This is a genomic window from Flavobacterium fluviale (assembly GCF_003312915.1).
Lineage (GTDB): Bacteria > Bacteroidota > Bacteroidia > Flavobacteriales > Flavobacteriaceae > Flavobacterium > Flavobacterium fluviale.
The window spans coordinates 4,652,717-4,676,932 of record NZ_CP030261.1; the positions used below are offsets into that span (position 1 = coordinate 4,652,717).

The 24,216-nt window shown below is 32.9% G+C and carries 26 protein-coding genes; 23 read left to right on the top strand and 3 right to left on the bottom strand.

All coding sequences use genetic code 11. The annotated features are described in order from the left end of the window. The first annotated feature begins 253 nt into the window (after window positions 1–253). Genes HYN86_RS20070 through HYN86_RS20080 form a run of 3 tightly spaced genes read left to right on the top strand, consistent with a single transcriptional unit; the run spans window position 254 to window position 1,963 of the window. The gene (locus HYN86_RS20070) at window positions 254–712 is read left to right on the top strand and encodes a MarR family winged helix-turn-helix transcriptional regulator (RefSeq protein WP_057116786.1); all 459 of its coding nucleotides are present in this window, start codon (window positions 254–256) and stop codon (window positions 710–712) included. Window positions 713–724: 12 nt separating this feature from the next. Next, window positions 725–1,357, top strand: coding sequence for an NAD(P)H-dependent oxidoreductase (locus tag HYN86_RS20075; RefSeq protein WP_113679661.1), 633 nt, complete (start codon window positions 725–727; stop codon window positions 1,355–1,357). A gap of 39 nt (window positions 1,358–1,396) precedes the next feature. After that, the gene (locus tag HYN86_RS20080; RefSeq protein ID WP_113679662.1) at window positions 1,397–1,963 is read left to right on the top strand and encodes a YceI family protein; all 567 of its coding nucleotides are present in this window, start codon (window positions 1,397–1,399) and stop codon (window positions 1,961–1,963) included. A 141-nt stretch (window positions 1,964–2,104) separates the two neighbouring features. Here HYN86_RS20080 and HYN86_RS20085 read toward each other — a convergent pair whose 3' ends face one another. Both HYN86_RS20085 and HYN86_RS20090 read right to left on the bottom strand, forming a co-directional pair. Further along, complete coding sequence (locus HYN86_RS20085) at window positions 2,105–2,353, bottom strand: hypothetical protein (protein ID WP_230406398.1); 249 nt, start codon at window positions 2,351–2,353, stop codon at window positions 2,105–2,107. Next, the gene (locus tag HYN86_RS20090; RefSeq protein ID WP_113679663.1) at window positions 2,344–2,580 is read right to left on the bottom strand and encodes a hypothetical protein; all 237 of its coding nucleotides are present in this window, start codon (window positions 2,578–2,580) and stop codon (window positions 2,344–2,346) included. The genes HYN86_RS20085 and HYN86_RS20090 overlap by 10 nt, the downstream gene beginning before the upstream one ends. Window positions 2,581–2,810: 230 nt before the next feature. Between HYN86_RS20090 and HYN86_RS20095 the strand changes: the two genes are divergently transcribed. The 17 genes from HYN86_RS20095 to HYN86_RS20175 all read left to right on the top strand — a co-directional run bounded on the left by HYN86_RS20095 (window position 2,811) and on the right by HYN86_RS20175 (window position 19,689). Further along, complete coding sequence (locus HYN86_RS20095; protein WP_113679664.1) at window positions 2,811–4,091, top strand: hypothetical protein; 1,281 nt, start codon at window positions 2,811–2,813, stop codon at window positions 4,089–4,091. Window positions 4,092–4,389: 298 nt separating this feature from the next. Beyond that, window positions 4,390–5,790 carry an anthranilate synthase component I family protein gene (locus HYN86_RS20100; RefSeq protein ID WP_113679665.1) on the top strand — a complete coding sequence of 467 codons (1,401 nt, stop codon included), beginning with the start codon at window positions 4,390–4,392 and terminating at the stop codon, window positions 5,788–5,790. Between the two features lie 91 nt (window positions 5,791–5,881). Next, window positions 5,882–6,325 (top strand): hypothetical protein, encoded by a 444-nt coding sequence (locus HYN86_RS20105; RefSeq protein ID WP_113679666.1) that lies wholly within the window; start codon window positions 5,882–5,884, stop codon window positions 6,323–6,325. An 83-nt stretch (window positions 6,326–6,408) separates the two neighbouring features. Next, entirely contained in the window at window positions 6,409–6,975 is a 567-nt protein-coding gene (locus HYN86_RS20110) for an anthranilate synthase component II (RefSeq protein ID WP_113679667.1), read from the top strand. A gap of 103 nt (window positions 6,976–7,078) precedes the next feature. After that, on the top strand, window positions 7,079–8,071 hold the full coding sequence (trpD, locus tag HYN86_RS20115; protein WP_113679668.1) for an anthranilate phosphoribosyltransferase: 993 nt from the start codon (window positions 7,079–7,081) through the stop codon (window positions 8,069–8,071). A 13-nt stretch (window positions 8,072–8,084) separates the two neighbouring features. Continuing rightward, complete coding sequence (locus tag HYN86_RS20120; RefSeq protein WP_113679669.1) at window positions 8,085–8,453, top strand: four helix bundle protein; 369 nt, start codon at window positions 8,085–8,087, stop codon at window positions 8,451–8,453. Window positions 8,454–8,514: 61 nt separating this feature from the next. Beyond that, entirely contained in the window at window positions 8,515–9,294 is a 780-nt protein-coding gene (gene trpC, locus HYN86_RS20125; RefSeq protein WP_113679670.1) for an indole-3-glycerol phosphate synthase TrpC, read from the top strand. An 85-nt stretch (window positions 9,295–9,379) separates the two neighbouring features. After that, window positions 9,380–10,012, top strand: a complete 633-nt coding sequence (locus tag HYN86_RS20130; RefSeq protein WP_113679671.1) for a phosphoribosylanthranilate isomerase — start codon at window positions 9,380–9,382, stop codon at window positions 10,010–10,012. A gap of 12 nt (window positions 10,013–10,024) precedes the next feature. Further along, entirely contained in the window at window positions 10,025–11,206 is a 1,182-nt protein-coding gene (trpB, locus tag HYN86_RS20135) for a tryptophan synthase subunit beta (RefSeq protein ID WP_113679672.1), read from the top strand. A 70-nt stretch (window positions 11,207–11,276) separates the two neighbouring features. After that, window positions 11,277–11,597: a gamma-glutamylcyclotransferase family protein gene (locus HYN86_RS20140; protein WP_113679673.1), complete on the top strand. Its 321-nt coding sequence runs from the start codon at window positions 11,277–11,279 to the stop codon at window positions 11,595–11,597. A 7-nt stretch (window positions 11,598–11,604) separates the two neighbouring features. After that, a complete protein-coding gene (locus HYN86_RS20145) occupies window positions 11,605–12,342 on the top strand; it encodes a carbon-nitrogen hydrolase family protein (RefSeq protein WP_113679674.1) in 738 nt (245 codons plus the stop codon). 100 nt (window positions 12,343–12,442) lie between these two features. Next, window positions 12,443–13,204, top strand: a complete 762-nt coding sequence (gene trpA / locus HYN86_RS20150; protein WP_113679675.1) for a tryptophan synthase subunit alpha — start codon at window positions 12,443–12,445, stop codon at window positions 13,202–13,204. Between the two features lie 47 nt (window positions 13,205–13,251). Beyond that, window positions 13,252–14,934 carry a M1 family metallopeptidase gene (locus tag HYN86_RS20155; RefSeq protein ID WP_113679676.1) on the top strand — a complete coding sequence of 561 codons (1,683 nt, stop codon included), beginning with the start codon at window positions 13,252–13,254 and terminating at the stop codon, window positions 14,932–14,934. A gap of 131 nt (window positions 14,935–15,065) precedes the next feature. Beyond that, window positions 15,066–15,695, top strand: coding sequence for a TetR/AcrR family transcriptional regulator (locus HYN86_RS20160; RefSeq protein ID WP_113679677.1), 630 nt, complete (start codon window positions 15,066–15,068; stop codon window positions 15,693–15,695). Beyond that, on the top strand, window positions 15,685–17,004 hold the full coding sequence (locus HYN86_RS20165) for a TolC family protein (RefSeq protein WP_113679678.1): 1,320 nt from the start codon (window positions 15,685–15,687) through the stop codon (window positions 17,002–17,004). Before HYN86_RS20160 ends, HYN86_RS20165 begins: the two co-directional genes overlap by 11 nt. 12 nt (window positions 17,005–17,016) lie before the next feature. Then, window positions 17,017–18,096 (top strand): HlyD family secretion protein, encoded by a 1,080-nt coding sequence (locus HYN86_RS20170; protein WP_113679679.1) that lies wholly within the window; start codon window positions 17,017–17,019, stop codon window positions 18,094–18,096. Window positions 18,097–18,099: 3 nt separating this feature from the next. Further along, window positions 18,100–19,689, top strand: a complete 1,590-nt coding sequence (locus HYN86_RS20175; RefSeq protein ID WP_113679680.1) for an MDR family MFS transporter — start codon at window positions 18,100–18,102, stop codon at window positions 19,687–19,689. Between the two features lie 162 nt (window positions 19,690–19,851). Here the strand turns inward: HYN86_RS20175 and yaaA are convergent, their stop codons facing one another. Next, the gene (yaaA, locus tag HYN86_RS20180) at window positions 19,852–20,610 is read right to left on the bottom strand and encodes a peroxide stress protein YaaA (protein WP_113679681.1); all 759 of its coding nucleotides are present in this window, start codon (window positions 20,608–20,610) and stop codon (window positions 19,852–19,854) included. Between the two features lie 734 nt (window positions 20,611–21,344). On the opposite strand from yaaA, the gene HYN86_RS20185 reads away from it, so the two are divergent. From HYN86_RS20185 to HYN86_RS20195, 3 genes are read left to right on the top strand one after another with little or no spacing between them, the layout of a single operon-like run. Then, on the top strand, window positions 21,345–21,719 hold the full coding sequence (locus HYN86_RS20185; RefSeq protein ID WP_113679682.1) for a GxxExxY protein: 375 nt from the start codon (window positions 21,345–21,347) through the stop codon (window positions 21,717–21,719). Between the two features lie 14 nt (window positions 21,720–21,733). Next, window positions 21,734–23,167: a CCA tRNA nucleotidyltransferase gene (locus HYN86_RS20190; protein ID WP_162789412.1), complete on the top strand. Its 1,434-nt coding sequence runs from the start codon at window positions 21,734–21,736 to the stop codon at window positions 23,165–23,167. Window positions 23,168–23,181: 14 nt separating this feature from the next. Beyond that, entirely contained in the window at window positions 23,182–24,207 is a 1,026-nt protein-coding gene (locus HYN86_RS20195; RefSeq protein WP_113679683.1) for a COX15/CtaA family protein, read from the top strand. Window positions 24,208–24,216 lie beyond the last annotated feature (9 nt).

The window sequence follows — 24,216 nt, forward strand, 5'->3', positions numbered from 1 at the left end:
CTTAAAACTATCTTACAAATATGATTTAGTGTTTTTTCTAATCAAAAAATTAGTTTCTGATTTTAAAAAATCATTAAACATCATAAAACCAATAGTTTACACTAAAAAAATATCTTACTTTTATATCCAAATTGATACATTTAGTTCTTAGAAAAAGCGTATTTAGCTATATTAACAAAAAATTAACACAACATTTGTATATACAACTATTAAAAGTTATACATTTGTATATACAAATTATACACTTACGACTATGACAATTGAAGAGGTTATTAAGAGTACGGTTAAGATGGATAATGCGAAAAAAGTTATTCTGAATATCATGTACACGCAGAATGTGATTCAGGATCATTTCAACGAGTTAATTAAACCGTATGATTTATCTGGAGAACAATATAATGTGTTACGTATATTAAGAGGGCAAAAAGGGAAACCTGCCAATATGTGCGTAATACAAGAGCGAATGCTTGCTAAAACGAGCAACACAACACGGCTGGTAGACAAATTATTATTGAAAGAATTTGTAACTAGAAATGTTTGCCCGGATAATCGAAGAAAAATTGAAGTTTTGATTACCCAAAAGGGATTAGATGTTTTGAAGGAATTAGATCCAAAAGTAGACGAACATGAAAAAACGTTTGCCGACAATTTAAAACCAGAAGAATTAACGTTCTTAAATCAATTATTAGAAAAATACAGAACCAATAAATAAAATTATATAACTATGAGCAATTTCTTAGAAAATCAAAATTGGCGTTATGCAACGAAACAATTTGATGCTTCAAAAAAAATATCATCAGATGCTTTAAATACTCTGAAAGAAGCAGTTAGATTAAGCGCTTCTTCTTACGGATTACAACCTTATAAAGTAATTATCGTTGAAAATCCAGAATTAAGAGAGCAGTTAAAAGGTGCAGCTTACGGACAGACACAAATTACTGATGCTTCTCACCTATTTATTTTTGCTAACGATTTAAACCTTGACGCAGGTTCTGTTGACAAATACATCAACGCTATCAGCGAAACAAGAGGTGTTCCTGCAGATGCATTGGGTGGGTTCAGCGATATGATGAAAGGTGTAATTTCAAATTTACCTGTAGAAGCAAAACATATCTGGACTGCAAAACAAACATATTTAGCTTTAGGAAACTTATTGAACGCCGCTGCTGAATTAAAAATTGACGCTACTCCAATGGAAGGTTTCAATGCTGCTAAATTCAACGAAATTTTAGGTTTCGATAAGTTAGGTTTAAATGCTTCTGTAATTGCAACTGTAGGTTACAGACATGAAGAAGACAGTACACAGCACTTTAAAAAAGTTAGAAAATCTCACGAAGAATTATTTATCACACTATAATTATTTATTAATCAAATTCAAATTTTAATTTTAACAAACATGAAAAATTTAAAAACTATTGCAATAGCATTATTCGTAGCAGCAGCTGGTATCTCAGTAAACGCTCAAACAAAAAAAATCGACGTAAAAGCGTCTTCTATTAAATGGGTAGGTAAAAAAGTAACTGGAGAGCACTCTGGAACTGTAAACTTTAAAGACGGAGCTGTTGTTTTCAAAGGAAAAAAATTAGTTGGTGGTAGTTTTACTGTTGACATGACTTCATTAACTGCAACTGATTTAACTGGAGAATACCAAGGAAAATTAAACGGTCACTTAAAAGCTGATGATTTCTTCGGAACTGAAAAATTCCCAACTTCAAAATTACTTTTCAAAACTATTGGTGCTAAATCTACTGACGTTTACACTGTAACTGCAGATTTAACTATCAAAGGAATCACTAAACCAGTAACTTTTGATATTACTGTAAAAGGAAACACTGCTACAACTGCTTTCAAAGTTGACAGAACTAAATACGATATTAAATACGGATCAGGTAGTTTCTTCGAAGGTTTAGGAGACAAAACTATCAATGACGAATTTGAATTGACTGTTGCTTTAAAATTCTAATATTTCAAGCTTACTAATTCAGAAATACAATAAACCCCAACAGTTTAAAGCTGTTGGGGTTTATTATTTATGTACTTCTTTTAATTTTTATTGGGTTTTGTCTTGTATCAAATACATCTAAAATTTCAATTGAATTTTTCTTTAAATTAATCCAATAAATAATTTTATAATTTTTATAAACCAAATACGTATCTCTTCGGAGTAACTTTCTAAAAGTTCTTCTTTTTGTCCTATCGCATTTGTTGAGTTTGGTTTTAATTTCAGAGTCTCTCTGGTAATTCCGACTACAAGTTTTTTTGCAACAGTTACACTAGCTTCCTTCTTATAAAAATCAAAAATCTTTTTTAATTCAGCTTTAGCAAAATCAGTCCAATAAATTTTCAACTCCATTTCTCAATTTCAGAAATTAATTCATCAACATCTGTAATTCTTCCGTTTTTTGAATCATCTATAGAAGTATCAATTCGTTTATGAAATTCGGCAATAGACATTGGCTTTAATTCTAAATCTGCTTTAATTTCCTTTTTTAACAGTTTCTCAAATTGAGAAATTGCTTTCTCACTTTCAAGTTTAAGAAAGTCTCTAATAAAAATCACTTTTCGAGTATCTAAATCCATTTCTTTTATTTTTATCAAAGTTACAAATTATCTTCAAATGAAAATTTAATTGCATACAATTTTGAAATAGGCATTTACAACCTAAAAAAAAAATTAACTCTTTTCAAAAACTTAACGTTCTTAATAGTAACATAACCCTTTCGTAATAAGCATCAGGACTTTGATTAACATACGGCTTCTAATTTTGGGGAAATTAAAAAAATCAACAACTAGAAATTAAAATCATAGTTATGAAAACAAAATTACGTATTGCCTCTATTCTATTCACTATCAGCTTTTTTTTACAAGCACAAAACCAGCCAAAAGGAATTGTTGGAAATACTAACTGGATGAACAATTGGACCAACTTTAAACCTGCTGCTAATGACTATAGCGAAGCAACCAATATAATTGCCGGAACTATAGACAAAGACACTAAATTATTAAAACGAAATACTTATCATTTAGTAGGTGTAGTATACGTTACCAATAATGCGACTTTGACTATTGAACCTGGAACTGTAATTCGCGGAGACGACAAAACATGCGGAACTCTTGTTATTACATCAGGTTCAAAAATTATTGCAGAAGGACTTGAAACTGATCCTATTATTTTTACTTCTGAAAAAGAAATAAACAACAGAAAACCAGGCGACTGGGGCGGAATTATTGTTTTAGGAAAAGCTCCTATAAATTCTTTGGGCGGTGTTAATACTCTGCCTTTTGATTTAGAAGCAAACTTAAATCATTACGGAGGTGCCGACGTCGAAGATAATTCTGGAATTTTAAAATATGTTCGAATTGAATATGCTGGAAGAAAATTAAGTGCATCAAAAGAACTAAATGGTCTTTCGCTTGCAGGTGTAGGACGAAAAACAATCATCAGTAATGTACAAATTAGTTATTCTAATGATGATTCTTTCGAATGTTACGGTGGCGATTTGAATATGAATAACTTAATTTCTTATAGAACAACTGATGATGATTTTGATTTTACACAAGGAGCTCAAATTAATATCAGCAACAGTATTGCTATTCGTCATCCATTTTCTTCGGATATTTCGGGTTCAAGATGTTTTGAGGTTGATTCTTATGAAAAAGTAGCCAATACTGATATGACCAAAAAAATGACCAAAATAAATGCCTCCAATATTACATTAGTTAATTTGGAAGAAAACAATCAGGGACTAGTTAGAGAATCTGCTTACATCAAAGAAAACACATTTTTTAATCTTACGAACAGCATAGTTTCTGGTTTCACTCCTTTCATTTTACTGGAAGGAAATATTGGAAATGGAGAAGCTAATTTAGCTAAGATTAATCTAAAAAATGTTGCTGCCAACAATTGCACGGGTGAGATTGAAAGCGAATCTGCAAGCAATAATCCTGGCATAAAAAGCTATTACAGCAATCCTGGAAACGGAATAGAATTTACTAAAATTAAGCTTAATGACTTATTTACACTTCCTAATATTAAAGGAAATCCAGATTTTAGGTTGAATGTAAATAACACGATAGCAATTGGAAATTAAGAGATTATGATAGCTGGTTTGATTAAAATTTAACAAATTTCGCAGTTTCGAAAAGATTTTTTTCAAATTTTATGTACTTCAATTCAAATTACATTTATATCTTTGTCTCAACAAAAACAGAAATGAGAACAATATTAAACAATACTTGGTGGTGGAACAATTTACGTCAGACGTCGTGAACAAAGCTTCCTATGGTATTGTAAAACTATAAATATAAAAGGCTTGTCATCACGACAAGCCTTTTTTTTTGGTCAAAATTTAAATTGAAAAAACAACGAACTAAATAAAACTATACATTTTGAAACCTTTTATTCTTAATACATATTACAAACAAATTCTGGCAGATACGGTTACTCCAGTAAGCATTTATTTTAAAATTAGAGACAAATTCCCAAACAGTCTGCTATTAGAAAGTAGTGATTATCACGGAAATGACAATAGTTTCTCCTACATCTGCTGCAATCCGATTGCTACTATAAAAATTGAAAACGAAGTTATCTCCAAAACTTTTCCTGACGGAACTTCAGAAAAAATCAATATAGATGCTTCTACAAATATTCCGCAGGTAATTCAAGAATTTTCAAGTCAGTTTAAGTCTGAGAAGAACGATTTCAAATTTATCAATAACGGCTTGTTCGGATACATTTCTTATGATGCTGTTCGTTATTTCGAAAAGGTTTCTATTGCAAAAAAAGACAATGCAACTGCAATTCCAGATGTTTTTTATGCCGTTTATCAAAACATCATTGCAATCAACCACTTTAAAAATGAGGCTTATATTTTCTGCCATAGTTTAGACGGAAAAAATAACATTGCAGAAATCGAACAATTATTACAATCTAGAAATATTGCTTCATACAAATTTGCCAAAGAAGGCGAAGGATTTTCAAATTTAACCGACGAAGAATTTAAAGAAAATGTGGCTTTAGCAAAAAAACACTGCTACAGAGGCGATGTTTTTCAATTGGTTTTATCACGCCGATTTACACAAGGATTTAAAGGCGATGAATTCAATGTTTACAGAGCTTTAAGAAGCATCAATCCTTCTCCATATTTATTCTTTTTTGATTATGGCGATTTTAAAATATTCGGTTCTTCGCCAGAAGCACAGATTATAGTAAAAGATAGAAAAGCCGAAATTCACCCAATCGCTGGAACTTTTAAAAGAACGGGAGATGATGAACGTGATGCTCTTTTGGCCAAAGAACTTTCTGAAGACAAAAAAGAAAACAGCGAACACGTTATGTTAGTCGATTTGGCGAGAAATGATTTAAGCCGAAACGGACATGATGTAAATGTTGAAAAATACAGAGAAGTTCAGTTCTTTTCGCATGTAATTCACTTAGTATCAAAAGTAACTGGACATCTACACGACAAAGCAACAACCATGCAGGTCGTTGCAGATACTTTTCCAGCGGGAACATTAAGCGGCGCTCCAAAACACAGAGCCATGCAGTTAATCGAAGACTGCGAAAAAACCAATCGTAATTTTTACGGAGGCGCAATAGGTGTTATGGATTTTGATGGAAATTTTAACCACGCCATTATGATTCGAACTTTTCTTTCTAAAAATCACCAACTCCATTGTCAGGCTGGTGCTGGAATTGTAGCAAGTTCAGACGAAGAAAGCGAAATGCAGGAAGTTTATAATAAATTAAGAGCTTTAAATACAGCCCTGGAAATGGCGGAGAAAATTTAGTCATCAGTGTTCAGTTTTCAGTAGCAGAACTTGAAACCTGAAACCTGAAACTTTAAACAATTAACAACAAACCACAAACTATCAATAATCCATGAAAAAAGCAATTTCAATTTTAGTTTTAATCATTATGATCACAGCTTGTAATTCAGAAAAAAAGCAAAATTCCATTGAAGGAACCTGGCGTCTTATTTCTGCTGAAACCACCGAGAAAGATTCTACTTTTTCGACTTTCAATGCCAACACAAAAATGATTAAAATAATAAATGACAGCCATTTTGCTTTTTTGAATCATGATTTGAAAAACGGAAAAGATTCAGCAACAGCCGTATATTTCGCGGGAGGAGGAAAATATACTTTGAAAGACAGCATTTATACCGAAAACCTAGAATATTTTAATAACCGCGATTGGGAAAATGGCAAATTTGAATTTGTTGTGAAAGTTCAAAACGACACCTTAATACAAAAAGGTGTTGAGAAAGTAGAAAAATTAGGAATCAACCGAATTATTACAGAAAAATACATTCGAGAAAAATAAAATTGGTTTCAAGTTTCAGGTTTCAAGTTTCAAGTTGTTGGAACGTGAAACTTGAAACATAGAAACCTGAAACAAAAAAAGACATGAAAAAAATACTAGTTATAGACAATTACGATAGTTTCACTTACAATTTAGTGCACTATTTAGAAGATTTAAACTGCGAAGTAACGGTTTACAGAAACGACGAATTCGAAATTGACGAAATCGCTTCTTTTGATAAAATTTTACTTTCTCCAGGACCTGGTATTCCAGATGAAGCGGGTTTATTAAAAGCTGTAATCGAAAAATACAGTCCGACGAAAAGCATTTTGGGTGTTTGTTTAGGACAACAAGCCATTGGAGAAGTTTTTGGAGGAACACTTTCAAATCTTGACAAAGTATACCACGGAGTTGCAACAAATGTAAAAACGGTAGTTTCAGACGAGATTTTGTTTGAAGGTTTAGGAAATGAATTCGAAGTTGGAAGATACCATTCTTGGGTTGTCGACAGCAATTTACCAGATGATCTCGAAGCAACTTCGGTTGACGAAAACGGACAAATTATGTCACTAAGACATAGAACCTATGATGTAAGAGGCGTTCAGTTTCATCCAGAAAGTGTTTTGACACCAAACGGAAAAAGGATTTTAGAGAATTGGATCAGGAGTTAGTTTTTTTTTGTTTCAGGTTTCACGTTTCAAGTTGTTGAAACGTGAAACTTGAAACTTAAAACTTAGAACCTTAGTACCTCAGAACCTTAGCAACTTTAAAAAAATGAAAACTATATTAAACAAATTAATCAACCACGAAGTTCTTACTAAAGAAGAAGCAAAAAACGTACTGATTAATATTTCGAGCGGTCAATACAATCCAAGTCAGATTTCGGCATTTTTGACTGTTTTTATGATGCGAAGCATTACAATCGATGAACTTTCAGGCTTTCGCGAAGCTTTATTAGAATTATGTATTCGTGTTGATTTATCAGCTTATAACACCATCGATTTATGCGGAACGGGTGGTGACGGAAAAGATACTTTTAATATTTCCACTTTAGCTTCTTTTGTATCAGCAGGAGCTGGAATAAAAGTAGCAAAACACGGAAATTACGGCGTTTCGTCAATCTCTGGATCGAGCAACGTAATGGAAAAAATGGGAATTAAATTCAGTAACGATGCTTCGTTTTTAGAGAAATGTATTGACCAAGCTGGAATCTGTGTACTTCACGCTCCCTTATTTCACCCAGCAATGAAAAATGTTGGGCCAATTAGAAAAGAATTGGCAGTAAAAACATTCTTTAATATGCTTGGCCCAATGGTGAATCCCGCATTTCCACAAAATCAATTAGTTGGAGTTTTCAACTTAGAATTGGCAAGAATGTATGCCTATTTATATCAAAATACAGATACCAATTTTACGATCCTACATTCGCTTGACGGATATGACGAAATTTCATTAACAGGTTCAACAAAAACAATTTCCAATCATATGGAGGGAATGTTAAATCCAGAAGATTTTGGTGTTCGTCTTCTTTCTCAAACCGAAATTGAGGGAGGAAAAACAATTGAAGAATCTGCTGAAATCTTTACTAATATCATTTCTGGAAAAGGAAATGAAGCGCAAAATAATGTAGTTTGTGCTAATGCAGCAATGGCAATTTCAACCGTTACAAAATGTTCTCCACAAGAAGGTTTTGAACTGGCAAAAGAAAGTTTATTGTCTGGAAAAGGATTGAAAGCATTAAACAAATTGAAAGATTTAATGATTTAAAGATTTAAAAATTATGACAAAATCTTTTGAAGAATTTCAAGTCTATAAAAAAGGAATTCTCTTAGCTAAGTTAATTTTTGAATTAATGAATAGCCAACCTTTTGAAAGAGAATTTGGATTCAAAGATCAAATAAAAAGAGCTGTTGTTTCAATCACAAATAATATTGCTGAAGGATCAGAATATAATAATAACAAACAATTAATACGGTATCTTAAAATTTCAAAAGGGAGTTGTGCAGAAGTCAGAAGTATGCTAATACTATGCAGAGAGTTGAATTTTTGCAGTCAATTAGAAATTCAAAAAAGTTATGATTTAAGTATTGAAATATCTCAAAACTTATCAAACTTCATAAAATATTTAAACACTAAAATAGATGCTTAATTTATAGATCGATTTCAATTTTTCAATCTTTAAATTTTTCAATCTTTGAATTACAAATAATATGAACATTTTAGATAAAATAATAGCTGATAAAAAACGAGAAGTCATTCTAAAAAAATCAATCATTCCAGTTTCTCAATTGGAAGCTTCTGTATTTTTTGGAAAACAAACCATTTCTCTGAGTCAAAATTTAAGAGAAAGCAATTCTGGAATTATAGCAGAACACAAGAGACGTTCGCCTTCAAAATCAGTTATCAACAATAATTTTACAGTTGAAGAAGTAGTTAAAGGTTATGAAAGTGCTGGCGCATGCGGAATTTCAGTTTTAACCGACGGAAAATATTTTGGCGGTTCTCTAGACGATTTGCTTTTGGCTCGAGCTTCAGTAAATATTCCGCTTTTGCGAAAAGAATTTATTGTAGACGAATATCAGATTTTAGAAGCAAAAGCTCACGGAGCCGATTTGATTTTACTAATCGCAGCGGTTTTAACGAGAGAAGAAATCAAATCTCTGTCTGAATTTGCAAAAAGTTTAGATTTAGAAGTTTTGCTTGAAGTTCATAATCAAGAAGAATTAGAAAAATCAATTATGCCAAGTTTAGATATGATAGGCGTAAACAACAGAAACTTAAAAACATTTGAAGTTAGTTTAGATTTCAGTAAAGAATTGGCTTCACAAATTCCGAATGATTTTGTAAAAGTATCCGAAAGCGGTATTTCATCAATTGAAGCCATTCAAGAACTTAAACCTTACGGTTACAAAGGTTTCTTAATTGGAGAAAACTTCATGAAGACCGACAACGCTGGACAAGCAGCTGTTGACTTTATTAGTCAGCTATAGGCTTTAAGCCGTAAGCAATAAGCCTTTTTTAACATTACTAATTTAGCCGAAAGCCTAAAGCTTAAAGCTTAAAGCATCAAAAAAAATGAAACTCAAAATATGCGGCATGAAATATCCCGAAAACATTCTCGAAGTAGGTGCACTCCTACCCGATTATATGGGATTTATTTTCTGGAAAAAATCCGCTAGATATTGCAATGAGAATGTCCCCGAATTGATAAAAACAATCAAAAAAGTGGGCGTTTTTGTTAATCAAAGTCAGGAAGAAATTCTAGAAAAAGTCGAAAAATACAACTTACAAGCAGTTCAATTACACGGGGAAGAATCAGTTGAATTTTGCTCAGCATTAAAAGAAAAACTTCCTAAAAAAATTGAAATTATCAAAGTCTTTTCGGCCGATGAGAATTTTGATTTTGAAATCATTAAACCTTTTGAGAATGTCTGCGATTATTTTCTATTTGACACCAAAGGAAAACTTCCAGGCGGAAATGGAACAACTTTCGACTGGACGATATTAAAAAAATACAATTCAAAAAAGCCTTTCTTTTTGAGTGGCGGAATTGGAATGAATGAATTAAAAGCCATTGAAGAAATTTCAAAAAGCAATTTGCCTATTTATGCTGTAGATGTAAATAGTAAATTTGAAATCGAACCAGGGCTAAAAAATAAAAATCTATTAAGCAATTTCAAGCGTAAATTTGATGTTGCCAACTTTTAAAATTTAAACAAAATGAGTTTTAACGTTAACGAAAAAGGATATTACGGAGAATTTGGTGGTGCTTACATCCCAGAAATGCTGTATCCAAATGTAGAAGAACTACGCCAAAAATATTTAAGTATAATGGATGAACCTGATTTTAAAGCAGAGTTCAACCAATTGCTGAAAGATTATGTCGGGCGACCAAGTCCGTTGTATTTTGCAAAACGTTTATCTGAAAAATACAATACAAAAGTCTACTTGAAAAGAGAAGACTTAAATCATACCGGAGCACATAAAGTAAACAATACAATCGGGCAGATTTTATTGGCAAAACGTTTGGGCAAAAAAAGAATTATTGCCGAAACTGGCGCCGGCCAGCACGGTGTGGCAACGGCAACTGTTTGTGCTTTAATGGGAATTGAATGTATTGTTTATATGGGTGAAATTGACATTGCGCGCCAAGCACCAAACGTTGCCCGCATGAAAATGTTAGGTGCTGAAGTTCGTCCTGCACTTTCGGGTTCAAGAACACTTAAAGATGCCACAAACGAGGCGATTCGCGACTGGATCAATAATCCTGTAGATACACATTATATTATCGGATCTGCGATTGGGCCACATCCTTATCCAGATATGGTAACGCGTTTTCAGAGTATTATTTCAGAAGAAATTAAATGGCAGTTGAAAGAAAAAGAAGGACGTGAAAACCCTGATTATGTAGTGGCTTGTATTGGCGGAGGAAGTAATGCTGCGGGAACATATTATCATTTTTTACACGAGCCAGAAGTTGGAATTATCGCTGTTGAAGCAGCAGGAAAAGGTGTTGACAGCGGACATAGCGCAGCAACTAGTAAACTAGGTAAAGTGGGCGTTATTCACGGTTGTAAAACACTTTTAATGCAGACTACAGACGGACAAATTACCGAACCTTATTCTATTTCTGCAGGATTAGATTATCCTGGAGTTGGACCTATGCACGCACATTTGGCACAAAGCGGAAGAGGTGAATTTTTCTCGGTAACAGATGATGATGCTATGAATGCTGGTTTACAATTGACTAAATTAGAAGGAATTATTCCGGCAATCGAAAGTGCACACGCATTTGCAGTTTTGGATCAGAAGAAATTTAAACCTACAGATATCGTTGTTATAAGTCTTTCTGGCCGTGGAGATAAAGATTTAGATAATTATATAGATTACTTTAAATTGTAATAAAAATTGTAATTTGGACGTTCCAATCCCGATATCCAAACTCAAACAAATAACGAGAAAAATCATAATTATGGAACTATTATTCTCATACGGAACATTAAGATCGAAACAAATTCAGATGCAGATTTTTAATAAAGTTTTAAGCGGTACCCAAGATCAAATTTTGGGTTATAAGCTAAAAAGCTTACAGATAGAGGAAGAATTTGGAATGGCAGATTATGTTGTTGCAGTGCCAAGCGAAAACCTGGAAGACAACATACATGGTGCTGTTTTTGAGGTTACTAACACCGAGTTATTAAAAGTTGATCAATTCGAATCGAATTCATATAAAAGAGTCCAAGTCAAACTAAAATCTGGAAGAACAGCTTGGGTTTATACAGAAAACAAATAATTAAAAAATGATTTTAGCGGCCGCACAGACCAAACCAAAACGTGGAAATATTATTTCAAATTTATTAGACCATTATCGTCTTATTGAATTGGCTGCTCAAAATGGTGCTCAATTAATAGCTTTCCCTGAAATGTCAATTACGGGATATGAAAGGGAAAATGCTGCGGAAATGGCTTTCGCCGAAGATGATTATAGAATAGACCACCTGAAAGATTTGGCTGCTGACAACAACATTATCATTGTTGCCGGAGCTCCAATTTTAATTGAAAATCAATTATTTATTGGTGAATTTATAATTTTCCCAAACGATTCGGTTTCTATTTACACAAAGCAGTTTTTACACGAAGGCGAAGATGAATTTTTTGAGTCAACATTCGATTATAATCCGATGATTACCATTGACAATCAAAAGATTTCCTTTGCAATTTGTGCTGATATAGACAATCCGAAGCATCCAGAAAATGCTTCAAAAAACAAAACAGATGTTTACATCGCGAGTATTTTCTTTTCACCAAATGGAATTCCAAATGCTTATCGTGATTTGCAAAGTTATGCTGAAAAACACAAGATGAATGTTTTGATGTCGAATTTCAGTGGTGAATCTTGGGGTTCTCCTTCAGCGGGTCAAAGTGCTTTTTGGAATCATAAAGGAGAATTAATCGGTCAGATGAATGACTCAGATTCTGGATTATTGTTGGTTGAAAAACGAAATGATAATTGGACAAGTAAAATTATTGTCGCTTAGCAGAACTTCCTGCAAGGTTTTCAAAAACCTTACAGCCTACAAACAATTAATACAAATACCTGCATGATTTTTAAAACCTTGCAGGAAAAAAATAAATAAAATGAACAGAATAACTCAGAAATTACAAGAAGATAAAAAGATACTTTCTATTTATTTTTCTGCAGGATATCCAAACTTAAACGATACTGTACAGATAATTCAGGATTTAGAAAAAAATGGTGTCGACTTAATCGAAATTGGTCTGCCTTTTAGCGATCCTTTGGCCGATGGGCCAACCATTCAGGCAAGTTCTACACAAGCGCTTCATAACGGTATGACATCTCAAATTCTTTTTGACCAGCTGAAAGACATCCGCGAAAGCGTAAAAATTCCATTAATTATTATGGGATATTTTAATCCGATATTACAATACGGAGTTGAAGCATTTTGTCAAAAATGTGCTGCAATTGGTATTGACGGTTTAATTATTCCAGATCTTCCGGTTGATGTGTATGCTGATGAATACAAGTCAATTTTCGAGAAATATGGATTAATCAATGTATTCTTGATTACACCGCAAACTTCTGATGAAAGAATCCGTTTTATTGACAGCGTTTCAAACGGATTTATTTATATGGTAAGTTCTGCGAGCGTTACAGGTTCTCAATCTGGTTTTGGAGATGTTCAGGAAAGTTACTTCGAAAGAATATCGAATTTGAATTTAAAAAATCCTCAAATTGTTGGTTTCGGAATTTCTAACAAAGAAACTTTTAATCAGGCTACTAAATATGCAAAAGGCGCTATTATTGGAAGTGCTTTTATCAAACATTTGAGTGAAAGCGGGAGTTCAAAAATCAAAGATTTTGTGAGCGAAATCAGATAAAAAACTGTAATTTACACGGATTTTATAATTCTTTAAAAAATCCGTGTATGCAGATTTCTTTTATAGTAAGTAAAAAAATAGTTTTTCTATTTGTTCTACATTTGCTGTTTTATCCACTTCTAGCACAGCAAAATGAGACTTTAAGAACCCCGACAAAACAAGACACTTTAAACGGCTCCATTACTCCAGAAAGAGTTTGGTGGGATATTCAGCATTACGCTTTAAGTGTAAAACCAGATTATTTAAATAAATCCATTACTGGAAAAAACGAAATTGAATACAATGTAATCAATTCAAAACATTCTGATTTAATGCAGATTGATTTAGTCAGTCCGCTTAAAATCGATAGTGTTTTTCAACAAGGAAAAAAGATTGAATATACGCAGAATCAAAATATCTGGTATTTAAAACTGCCTCAAAAGCAAGCTTCAAAGAACAATAAAATTCTCATTTATTACTCCGGAAAACCCACAGAATCTATTAAACCGCCTTGGGACGGCGGTTTGGTTTGGGCAAAAGATTCACTAAATCGACCTTGGATTTCTGTTGCCTGCCAATATAAAGGAGCCAGCCTTTGGTATCCTTGCAAAAATACTATGTACGATGAACCCGATAAAGGAGCTTCAATTTCGATAACTGTTCCAGACACTTTAACCGCTATAGGAAACGGACGTTTAGTCAGCCAAATAAAAAATCGCGATAATACTGCAACTTATAATTGGGAAGTAAAAAATCCAATCAGCCATTATGGAATTTCATTTTATGCTGGTAAATATGTAAACATCAGTCAGACTTTTAAAGGAGAAAACGGAAAATTGGATATGGATTTCTGGATACTGGATTACAATAAAGCAAAGGCAGAATCACATCTAATTCCTGGTACTATTACCGCAATTAAATCATTAGAACATTGGTTTGGTCCCTATCCTTTTTATGAAGATGGCTTTAAGATTGTCGACGCACCTTATATTGGTATGGAACATCAGAGTGCCATTGCGTATGGCGGCGGATATAAAAACGGTACCAATAAAAAAGGCGGTGATATTTCGAATACTGGCTGGGGGAAAAAAACAGATAAAATTATTGTTCACGAAATTTCGCATGAATGGTTTGGCAATAATATTACGGCAATAGATATTGCAGATAGATGGATTCAGGAAGGTTTTGCAGGTTTGGGAGAAGAACTTGTAATTGCCGACCTGCACGGCCGAAAAGCTGGCAACGAATTTATGGCTGGAAGATTCAGAACGATCCAAAATGATAAACCTGTTATAGCAAGATATGGAATAAATGAAGACGGAAGCAACGACAATTATGTAAAAGGATGGGCAGTTCTGCACATGATCGACACTATAATTAATAACGATGATAAGTTTCGAAAAATACTGCGTGGCATAAATCAAGATTTTCATAATAAAACTGTGACAACAAATGAAATCGAAACGTATATAAGCAAAAAATCAGGAATTGATTTTGACTATTTATTCGATCAATATTTAAGAACCAATAAGGTACCAGTTTTAGAATATAAATATAAAAACGGCGAATTAAGTTATCGTTATTCAAACTGTAATTCAAACTTCTCTATGCCTATTAAAACTAATTATTCAAAAGACAACTGGCTTTTTCCATCTACTTCTTGGAAGACTTTTAAAGTTGATAATGAACATTCTAGCTCTGATTTTAAAATTGACATCAACTTTTATCTCACTTTAAAACAAGTCGAATAATTATATAAAACGGTAATTTAACAACTTCAAATTTACTACACCGTTTTATGTTAATATTATGTTAAAATAAAATTAAACAAGCGTTTAAATTAAACAAGTGTTTAATTTTGCATTCGATTAGAAACAATATCATGTCACAAATCGAATTAAACGAGAAAAAAATTCAGATTCTTAATGTTGCAGAAAGGCTATTTTCTGAAAAAGGATTTGAGGGGACATCTATACGGGACATTTCAAAAGAGGCAAAAATTAATATTGCCATGGTTTCGTATTATTTTGGTTCAAAAGAAAGATTACTGGAGTCTTTAATTATTTACAAAACTTCTGACCTAAAATTAAAACTTGAAAATTTATTACAGGAAAATATCGAGCCTCTTGATAAAGTTAATAAATTAATCGAAATTTACATTACTCGAATAAGTTGCAATAAAGGGATTTTCAGGGTTTTACATTTTGAAATTAATTCAAAAAACAGAGAAAAAAGCATGGCTGCTTTTACAGAATTGAAGAAAGGAAATTTAAAATCTGTAGAAAGCATTATTAAACAGGGACAGGAAAAAGGCGTTTTTAGAAAAGATGTTATTATTCCGCTGATAACCCCGACCATTATTGGAACTTTTTTTCACTTTCACATGAATAAATCTTTCTTCGTAGAATTACTGAATTTGAATACAGAAGAAATGTATAATAATTATATTAAAACCAGTCTTACAAAGCACATTCAACAAACTATAAAAGCGCTACTTGTTTATGAAAATTAGTCAATTAATGCTCTTTGGAGTTTTCTTTATAGGAATATCTTCAATTGAAGCACAAGAAAAAACAAGTTTAACTTTAGATGAAGCCGTAAAAATGGCTTGGGAGAAGAGTAACGAAGTTACGCTTGCCAATACTAAGGTAAACACAAAAAAACACGAGTTAACAACCGTAAAAAACAATCAATATCCTGACCTTAAAATTTCTGGTCAATATCAGCGTCTTACAAAAGCTTCTATAGATCTGCCAAATCAGGAAGAAAGTGCTTCTTTGGCATCTCCTGACCGTGCGATGTTAGGAATGGCGAATTTAAGTCTTCCAATTTTTGCCGGATTTAAAATTCAAAGCAGTATTGATGCGTACGATAACTTATATGAAGCTGAAACCGCAAATGCTGCAAAAACAAAGGAGGATGTTGCTTTAAGAGTAATCACTTATTATACAGCATTATACAAAGCACAAAAAACTTTAGATGTTTTAAATGAGAATCAAAAAAGTGCTAAACAGCGTGTAACAGACTTCGTAGAATTAGAGAAAAACGGAATTATCCCGAGAAACGATTTATTGAAAGCACAATTAATGGTTTCAAAAACTCAATTATCTATTGATGAAGCAACTAACAATTTAAACAACATCAATTTTTATTTGACAACTTTATTGAAATTAGCTCCTGAAACAAGACTTCAGGTTAATGAAGATGATTTCTTTAATTTAAAGACAAATAATGCCCCAACCACTGATGCACTTGCATTAGAAAGCAGAAAAGACTTAGAAGCCATTCGTTTACAATCTAAAGCTTCAGAAGCTAACGTGAAGATAGCTAAATCTGGTTACTACCCAACTCTTTCATTATTGGGAGGTTATACTGCTTTAGATCTTAAAGATATTATCACTGTAAAATATGCTATGAACTTTGGTTTAGGTTTATCTTATGACTTATCTGGAATTCTAAAAAACAGTGCACATGTAAAGGAAGCAGAAAGCAGAGCTTTGGAAGTAAAAAACACAGAAGCTATTATGACGGATCGTATTAAAGTTGAAGTTCAGAAATCTCTTGAAGATTACGACTTGGCGATCAATCAAAGTGTAGTTTATGAAGAAGCACTTCAGCAGGCTGCAGAAAATTACAGACTTGTAAAAGATAAATTCGATAATGGTTTAGCAGATACCAATGACTTGGTTGAAGCTGATGTTGAGCAATTAAGCGCAAAAATTAATACTGCCGTGGCTAAAGCAACAATCATCCAAAAATATTACGAATTACTTTCAGTATCAGGACAATTATCACAATCATTCAATCTTTCTAAAATATAATCGATATCTCTCATGGAAAAGAAAAAGACAAATAAAAAATTCATCATCATACTAACCGTTTTGGTTTTAGTGGGGGGAACTTACGGAATATCAAAATACATGCACTCATTGGCTCACGAGGAAACGGATGATGCTCAAATCGAGAAAAAAATGAATCCGATTATCCCGAGAGTTTCAGGATATATCAGCAAAGTATATGTGAAAGATAACGATTATGTAAAAAAAGGAGATACTTTGTTTACTATCGATAAGAGAGATTATCAGTTGAAAATTGATGAAGCTAATGCTGCATTACTTGGCGCTGAAGGTCAATTCGAAGCTGCAAAAGCTGATATAGGAAGTGCATATGCAAGTATTTCAGTTTCTGATGCTCAAATGAGATCTGCAGGTGGTTCTATTGAAAGTGCTAAAATTAGATTGAGACAGCTTACAAACGATTTTAATCGTTACAATAACTTGTACAAAACACATACTATTACGAAACAACAATTTGAACAAGCTCAGGCTGCAAAAGACGAAGCTGAAAACCAAGTACGTGTTTTAGAACAACAACAAAGAGCAAGTTCTTACCAAAAATCGGTAATCCAGTCAAAATCTAAAGTTTCAGACAAACAGACAGAAGTTGCAGCAGCAAACATCAAAAAAGCTAAAACAATGTTAGATGTTGCGCATTTAAATCTTTCTTATACAGTTGTAACTGCAGCTATTGATGGTCAGGTTTCTAAAGTTGATATTCAGCCGGGACAATTGGTTCAGCCGGGACAATCTTTATTCTATATCATTAACAATACTGAGGCTTGGGTTGTAGCTAACTTTAAAGAAACTCAATTAAATAAAATGGTTGTGGGACAAAAAGTAAGCTTAAAAGTTGATGCTTATCCAAACTATGAATTTAAAGGAACTTTAACTTCATTTTCTCCAGCTACAGGATCTCGTTTTTCATTGTTACCTCCTGATAATGCAACAGGAAACTTCGTAAAAACAATTCAAAGATTACCAGTAAAAATTAGTTTAGATCAATCTAATGATCCTGAAAAAGTTAAACTTTTAAGACCAGGAATGAATGTTGATGTAGACGTACATTTAAAATAAATAATGGCAGCAGCAGTACAAGCAGACGACGATTTAGTAGAATACGGTTTCAGACGTGTTGTAATTACGATTACCGCAGTACTTTGTGCATTGCTGGAAATTGTTGATACCACGATTGTAAACGTAGCGCTGACAGACATGCGCGGAAGTCTTGGTGCTACCTTGACCGATGTGGCGTGGGTTATTACAGCATACGCAATTGCGAATGTTATTGTAATTCCGATGACGAGCTGGCTATCGCAGCAATTTGGTAGACGTAATTATTTTGTGGCTTCTATCATAATATTTACGGTCTGTTCTTTTTTGTGTGGTAATGCCAGTAATATTTGGGAACTTGTAGCCTTCCGATTCGTACAAGGTATGGGTGGAGGTGCGCTACTGGTAACAGCCCAAACGATTATTACAGAAAGTTATCCCGTTGCCAAACGTGGAATGGCTCAGGCTATTTACGGAATGGGTGTAATTGTTGGTCCAACTTTAGGTCCGCCTTTGGGAGGATATTTAGTAGATAATTATTCTTGGCCGTACATTTTCTATATCAATATCCCATTAGGGATTATTGCTACAATTTTGGCTTTAACTTTTGTAAGAAGTCCAAAATATGGAGAAAAATTAAAAGCAAATCAGGTTGACTGGTGGGGAATTATTTTGTTGAGTACCTTTATTGGTTCTTTACAATTCGTACTAGAACACGGTCAGCAGGACGACTGGTTTAACGATTCACTTATTGTAACTTTAAGTGTTGTGTCTGTTTTAGGATTGGTCCTCTTTATTTGGAGAGAGCTGACTTACAAATATCCAATCGTAAACTTAAGTGTTTTAAAAGATGGAAATTTACGAATCGGAACTATTATGTGTTTCATACTTGGTTTCGGTTTATATGGCTCGACATTAATTATCCCAATTTATACGCAGTCCATTTTAGGATGGACCGCAACTGATGCAGGATTATTATTAATTCCAGGATCTATCACAACGGCGATCATGATGCCATTTGTTGGAAATATGATTCAAAAAGGTGTCCCTCAAGGGTATATGGTTGGAGTAGGATTTTTAGTTTTCTTCTTCTTTACCTTTATGATGTACAGTCGTATGACACCAGATACTGGAGTTGAACATATGTACTGGCCTTTAATCCTAAGAGGAATTGGTTTAGGATTGCTTTTCGTTCCTATTACTACGCTTTCTCTTTCTACTTTAAAAGGAAAACAAATTGGTGAAGGTGCAGCTTTTACAGGAATGATGCGCCAGTTAGGAGGATCATTTGGTATTGCGATTATTACCACTTTCATCACACGTTTCAGCCAGTCACACAGAGTAGATTTAATTAACAATCTTGATCCTGCCAAATTTGAAGTGCAGCAGCGAATTGCAGGAATGCAGCACGCATTTATGGCAAAAGGATATAGTGCAGATGTTGCTTTGAAAAAAGCATATCAGGCAATAGAAGGTTCAGTCATGAAACAAAGTACAGTAATGGCTTACATGGATATTTTCATGTATTTAGGAATTATGTTCTTATGCTGTATACCGATTATTCTCTTTATCAAAAAAGGGAAGAATAAAATTAATCCCGCAGATGCGATGCATTAATGTTAATAATTATTTATAATACGAAAAAGCCGAGTTCACTTTCCTGTAACTCGGCTTTTTATTTTAATATTATTTTCTAAGAGGATAATTTTATTAAATTTTTTAAATAATTCTTTTAAAAACCAAGAACCTCAGCTACTTAGAACCTTAGCACCTTAAAAATTATCTTGTAAAAACCAAATGATTTCCCTTCGAAAGATTGGCATCAAACTGATATCCATCATAATTAAATCCTTTTAAATCATCTACCGTTTCTGCATTGGTATCGATGATATAGCGAACCATCATTCCTCTCGCCTTTTTCGCAAAAAAACTAATCATTTTTAATTTTCCGTCTTTATAATCTTTAAAGTCTGGAGTAATTACAGGAACTTTTAAAGCTTTTACATCAACCGCAGAAAAATATTCGTTACTCGCTAAATTCACAAATAACTCATCTTTTTTCAATTCCTTATTTAATGCTTTTGTAACCGTTGGTTTCCAAAATTCGTGCAGGTTTTTGTATTCCCCAACCGGCATTTTAGTTCCCATTTCTAAACGATATGCCTGCATTAAATCTAATGGTTTTAAAAGACCATACAATCCAGATAAAATTCTCAATTTGTCTTGAAGTGCTCCTAATTTGTCTAACGGAATAGTATAAGCATCTAAACCTGTATAAACATCTCCATCAAAAGTATAAATTGCAGGGCGTGCATTTTCAGGTGTAAATGGTGTTTTCCAATCTTGATTTCGTTTCCAGTTTAAGTCGGCTAGTTTATCTGAGATTGACATTAATTCAGAAAGTTCAGATGGCTTTTTTTGTTTAACCACTTTATGAACCACTCGCGCTTCTTTTAAAAATGAAGGTTCTGTATGTTTTGTAGTTGGTAATTCTTTTTCGAAATTCAATGATTTCGCTGGAGATATAACAATTTTCATGTGTGCTTTTTTCTATGACTCAAAAATACAAATTGCATTTTTAAAAATTATCGTTTGAAATTGATTTGTTCTATTGGTGTATATTTTTTTTTCGCCACGAATTCACGAATTATTTTTTATAATCTTTGAGTTAAATTTCGAATAAATTCGGGTAATTCATTACTCTAGTTTATTCGAAATGATTAAAATTAATTCGTGAATTCGTGGCGGAAAATTTAGACCATAACAAAATTCACGAATTCACTTTTAAAACCTTTGAGCATAATTTCGAATAAATTCGGGTAATTCATTACTCTAATTTTTCCAAATGATTAAAATTAATTCGTGAATTCGTGGCGGAAAATTTAGACCATGACAACATTCAGTAATTCATTTTTAAAACCTTTGACTATAATTTCGAATAAATCCAGGTAATTCACTATCACATTTTTTTTAAATTAATTAAAACAATTCGTGAATTCGTGGCGGAAAATTTGCAATAACTCATATAGTTCGTCACCACTGTTTTTTATTTTACTAAAATTCAATTGAAAAATTGTGAATTTATTCAAAAAAGTGAACGATAGATTATAAAAGGCATTTTCTATATTGTAAATTTGCAACCATAAAATTCCAAAAACATTTTCAATGCAAAAATTGAAAGTTGTATTCTAAATAATAGCCACGAATTCTCGAATTAACTTTTTAAAATTAATTAGAAAAATTTGTGAATTCGTGGCGGAAAAATTTAGATCATGACAAAAATATTGTATCAGCAGGAAAGCTATCAGATAATGGGAATTTTATTTGATGTTCATAGAAATTTAGGTGGGGGTTTTTCTGAAATCGTATATAAAGATGCTTTAGAATATGAGTTCAAGAAAGCCAATATTCCATTTGAAAGAGAAAAAGAATATTTGGTAAATTATAAAGACATAATATTGGATCACAAATTTTATGCTGATTTTGTTTTGTTTGATCAAATTATCCTTGAAATAAAATCAAGTGATTATTTACATCCAAAATACATTTCACAATGCCTTAATTATCTAAAAGTTTCCAAAAATAAATTAGCTATTCTGGCAAACTTTAATTCTTCCTCGCTTGAACATAAACGTATTATTTTATAAAAATTAGTGAATTCGTGGCTATACAGACAAATTATAAAACTGCTTTACAAAACAAAATTTTCGATATTATTTCGAAAGCATCAAAAGAACTTAATGTTGACAGTTACGTTATTGGCGGATTTGTTCGCGATTTGCTTTTAAATCGAGGTTCTAAAAAAGATATCGACGTTGTAGCAGTTGGAAGCGGTATTGAACTGGCTTTGAAAGTTTCTGAATTACTTCCTAAAAACCCAAAAGTTCAGGTTTTTAAAACTTACGGAACAGCAATGCTTCGTTTTGAAGATACGGATATTGAATTTGTTGGAGCGAGGAAAGAGTCTTACAATTTTGACAGCCGAAATCCGATTGTAGAAAACGGAACACTTCAAGACGATCAAAACCGTCGTGATTTTACCATAAATGCTTTGGCTCTATCTTTAAATGAAAATAATTTTGGAGATCTTTTAGATCCATTTGGCGGATTAATAGATCTGGAAAACAAAACAATAAAGACACCTTTGGATCCAGACATTACCTATTCTGATGATCCTTTGCGAATGCTGCGCGCGATTCGTTTTGCGACACAATTAAATTTTGAGATTGAAGAAAACTCGCTAAATGCCATCACCAAAAATGCTGAACGCATTAAAATAATTTCTGGCGAAAGAATAGTAGATGAATTAAATAAAATTCTTTCTACAGATAAGCCTTCAATCGGATTTTTACTTTTATATAAAACTGGACTTTTGGATATTATTTTACCTGAATTAACAGCGTTGAATCAGGTAGAAGAAATTGAAGGTCATACGCATAAAAACAACTTTTACCACACACTCGAAGTTGTCGATAATATTTGTCCAAATACTGATGATGTTTGGTTACGCTGGTCGGCTTTATTGCATGATATTGGAAAAGCACCAACAAAACGTTTCACTAAAAAACAAGGATGGACTTTTCATGGCCATGAATTTCTAGGCGGTAAAATGGCTAAGAAAATATTCGAACGTTTACACATGCCTTTGAACCACAAAATGAAATTTGTGCAAAAAATGGTTATTATGAGTTCGCGCCCTATTGTTTTGGCGCAGGATATTGTGACCGATAGCGCAGTTCGTCGTTTGGTTTTTGATGCTGGCGAAGATGTAGAGAATTTAATGACTTTATGCGAGGCAGATATTACAACCAAAAATCCATCGAAATTTAAAAAATATCACAAGAATTTCGAAATCGTCCGTAAGAAAATTGTTGAAGTAGAAGAACGTGATCATGTTCGTAATTTTCAACCGCCAATTTCCGGCGAAGAAATTATGGAAATGTTTGATTTAAAACCGTCAAGAGAAATCGGAATTTTAAAGGAAGCGGTAAAGGAAGCCATTTTAGAAGGCGACATTCCGAATGAATATCAGGCAGCTTATGATTTTGTGATTAAAAGGGCAGCTAAATTGGGATTAAAAAAAGTAGAGAAATAAGTACTATTAATAAAATGAAAAAAGAGAATAAATCAGTAATCATTTGGTTACTATCGGGCTGTGTTTTATTGTTTTTAATGGTTGTCGTGGGCGGAATCACGCGTTTAACCAATTCAGGTTTATCAATGACCGACTGGCATTTGGTAACAGATACTTTCCCGCCATTGTCAGAAGCAAAATGGAATGAAGCTTTTGAACAATACAAGAAATTTCCGGAGTATCAAAAAATCAATATTCACAACGATTTTCAATTAGCCGATTATAAATTTATTTATTTCTGGGAATGGTTTCACCGTTTTATTGGCCGAATCATTGGTTTGGTATTCTTTGTCCCGTTTGTTTATTTCTTAATCAGAAAAAAACTGGATCGCGCAACCATCAAAAAATGTGTTATTCTTTTGGCGATGGGAGGTTTCCAAGGATTTTTAGGATGGTTTATGGTGAGAAGCGGTTTGATTGATAATCCAGATGTGAGTCACTTTAGACTTTCATTACACTTAACTTTTGCTTTCATTACATTTGCTTATACGCTTTGGGTAGCTTTAGATTTAATCTATCCTGAAAAAAACAGCAGAATCAATATTCCGTTACGAAACATCGGGCGATTTGCTTTAGTGGCTTTACTAATCCAAATTATTTACGGTGGATTCGTAGCTGGATTAAATGCTGGATTAATTCACAATCACTGGCCATTAATGAGCGACGGGCAATTTATTCATGATTCGGTTTACATTGAACAGCCAACATTAATTAAAAATCTTATTGAAGGAAAAAGCGGTGTTCAGTTTGTGCACAGAACTTTTGCTTATGTAGTAGTAGCTTTTATTCTATTTTTATATTACAAAAGCACCAAAATTTCGCTGACAAATACACAATCTAACGGAATTAAAACTCTTGTTGTTTTTGTTTTTATCCAATTTTTATTGGGAGTTTTTACATTATTGTACAGCGTTCCATTGGCTTTAGGATTAATTCACCAGATTATGGCTTTTTTCCTTTTAAGCGCCATGACTTTTACATTGCATAGATTGAGTAAATAATGTATCTTC

Bases quoted from the DNA above. Each gene is read 5' to 3' on its own strand.
- HYN86_RS20070 (WP_057116786.1), top strand. From the start codon at position 254: ATGACAATTGAAGAGGTTATTAAGAGTACGGTTAAGATGGATAATGCG.
- HYN86_RS20075 (WP_113679661.1), top strand. From the start codon at position 725: ATGAGCAATTTCTTAGAAAATCAAAATTGGCGTTATGCAACGAAACAA.
- HYN86_RS20080 (WP_113679662.1), top strand. From the start codon at position 1,397: ATGAAAAATTTAAAAACTATTGCAATAGCATTATTCGTAGCAGCAGCT.
- HYN86_RS20085 (WP_230406398.1), bottom strand. From the start codon at position 2,353: ATGGAGTTGAAAATTTATTGGACTGATTTTGCTAAAGCTGAATTAAAA.
- HYN86_RS20090 (WP_113679663.1), bottom strand. From the start codon at position 2,580: ATGGATTTAGATACTCGAAAAGTGATTTTTATTAGAGACTTTCTTAAA.
- HYN86_RS20095 (WP_113679664.1), top strand. From the start codon at position 2,811: ATGAAAACAAAATTACGTATTGCCTCTATTCTATTCACTATCAGCTTT.
- HYN86_RS20105 (WP_113679666.1), top strand. From the start codon at position 5,882: ATGAAAAAAGCAATTTCAATTTTAGTTTTAATCATTATGATCACAGCT.
- HYN86_RS20110 (WP_113679667.1), top strand. From the start codon at position 6,409: ATGAAAAAAATACTAGTTATAGACAATTACGATAGTTTCACTTACAAT.
- trpD (WP_113679668.1), top strand. From the start codon at position 7,079: ATGAAAACTATATTAAACAAATTAATCAACCACGAAGTTCTTACTAAA.
- HYN86_RS20120 (WP_113679669.1), top strand. From the start codon at position 8,085: ATGACAAAATCTTTTGAAGAATTTCAAGTCTATAAAAAAGGAATTCTC.
- trpC (WP_113679670.1), top strand. From the start codon at position 8,515: ATGAACATTTTAGATAAAATAATAGCTGATAAAAAACGAGAAGTCATT.
- HYN86_RS20130 (WP_113679671.1), top strand. From the start codon at position 9,380: ATGAAACTCAAAATATGCGGCATGAAATATCCCGAAAACATTCTCGAA.
- trpB (WP_113679672.1), top strand. From the start codon at position 10,025: ATGAGTTTTAACGTTAACGAAAAAGGATATTACGGAGAATTTGGTGGT.
- HYN86_RS20140 (WP_113679673.1), top strand. From the start codon at position 11,277: ATGGAACTATTATTCTCATACGGAACATTAAGATCGAAACAAATTCAG.
- HYN86_RS20145 (WP_113679674.1), top strand. From the start codon at position 11,605: ATGATTTTAGCGGCCGCACAGACCAAACCAAAACGTGGAAATATTATT.
- trpA (WP_113679675.1), top strand. From the start codon at position 12,443: ATGAACAGAATAACTCAGAAATTACAAGAAGATAAAAAGATACTTTCT.
- HYN86_RS20155 (WP_113679676.1), top strand. From the start codon at position 13,252: ATGCAGATTTCTTTTATAGTAAGTAAAAAAATAGTTTTTCTATTTGTT.
- HYN86_RS20160 (WP_113679677.1), top strand. From the start codon at position 15,066: ATGTCACAAATCGAATTAAACGAGAAAAAAATTCAGATTCTTAATGTT.
- HYN86_RS20165 (WP_113679678.1), top strand. From the start codon at position 15,685: ATGAAAATTAGTCAATTAATGCTCTTTGGAGTTTTCTTTATAGGAATA.
- HYN86_RS20170 (WP_113679679.1), top strand. From the start codon at position 17,017: ATGGAAAAGAAAAAGACAAATAAAAAATTCATCATCATACTAACCGTT.
- HYN86_RS20175 (WP_113679680.1), top strand. From the start codon at position 18,100: ATGGCAGCAGCAGTACAAGCAGACGACGATTTAGTAGAATACGGTTTC.
- yaaA (WP_113679681.1), bottom strand. From the start codon at position 20,610: ATGAAAATTGTTATATCTCCAGCGAAATCATTGAATTTCGAAAAAGAA.
- HYN86_RS20185 (WP_113679682.1), top strand. From the start codon at position 21,345: ATGACAAAAATATTGTATCAGCAGGAAAGCTATCAGATAATGGGAATT.
- HYN86_RS20195 (WP_113679683.1), top strand. From the start codon at position 23,182: ATGAAAAAAGAGAATAAATCAGTAATCATTTGGTTACTATCGGGCTGT.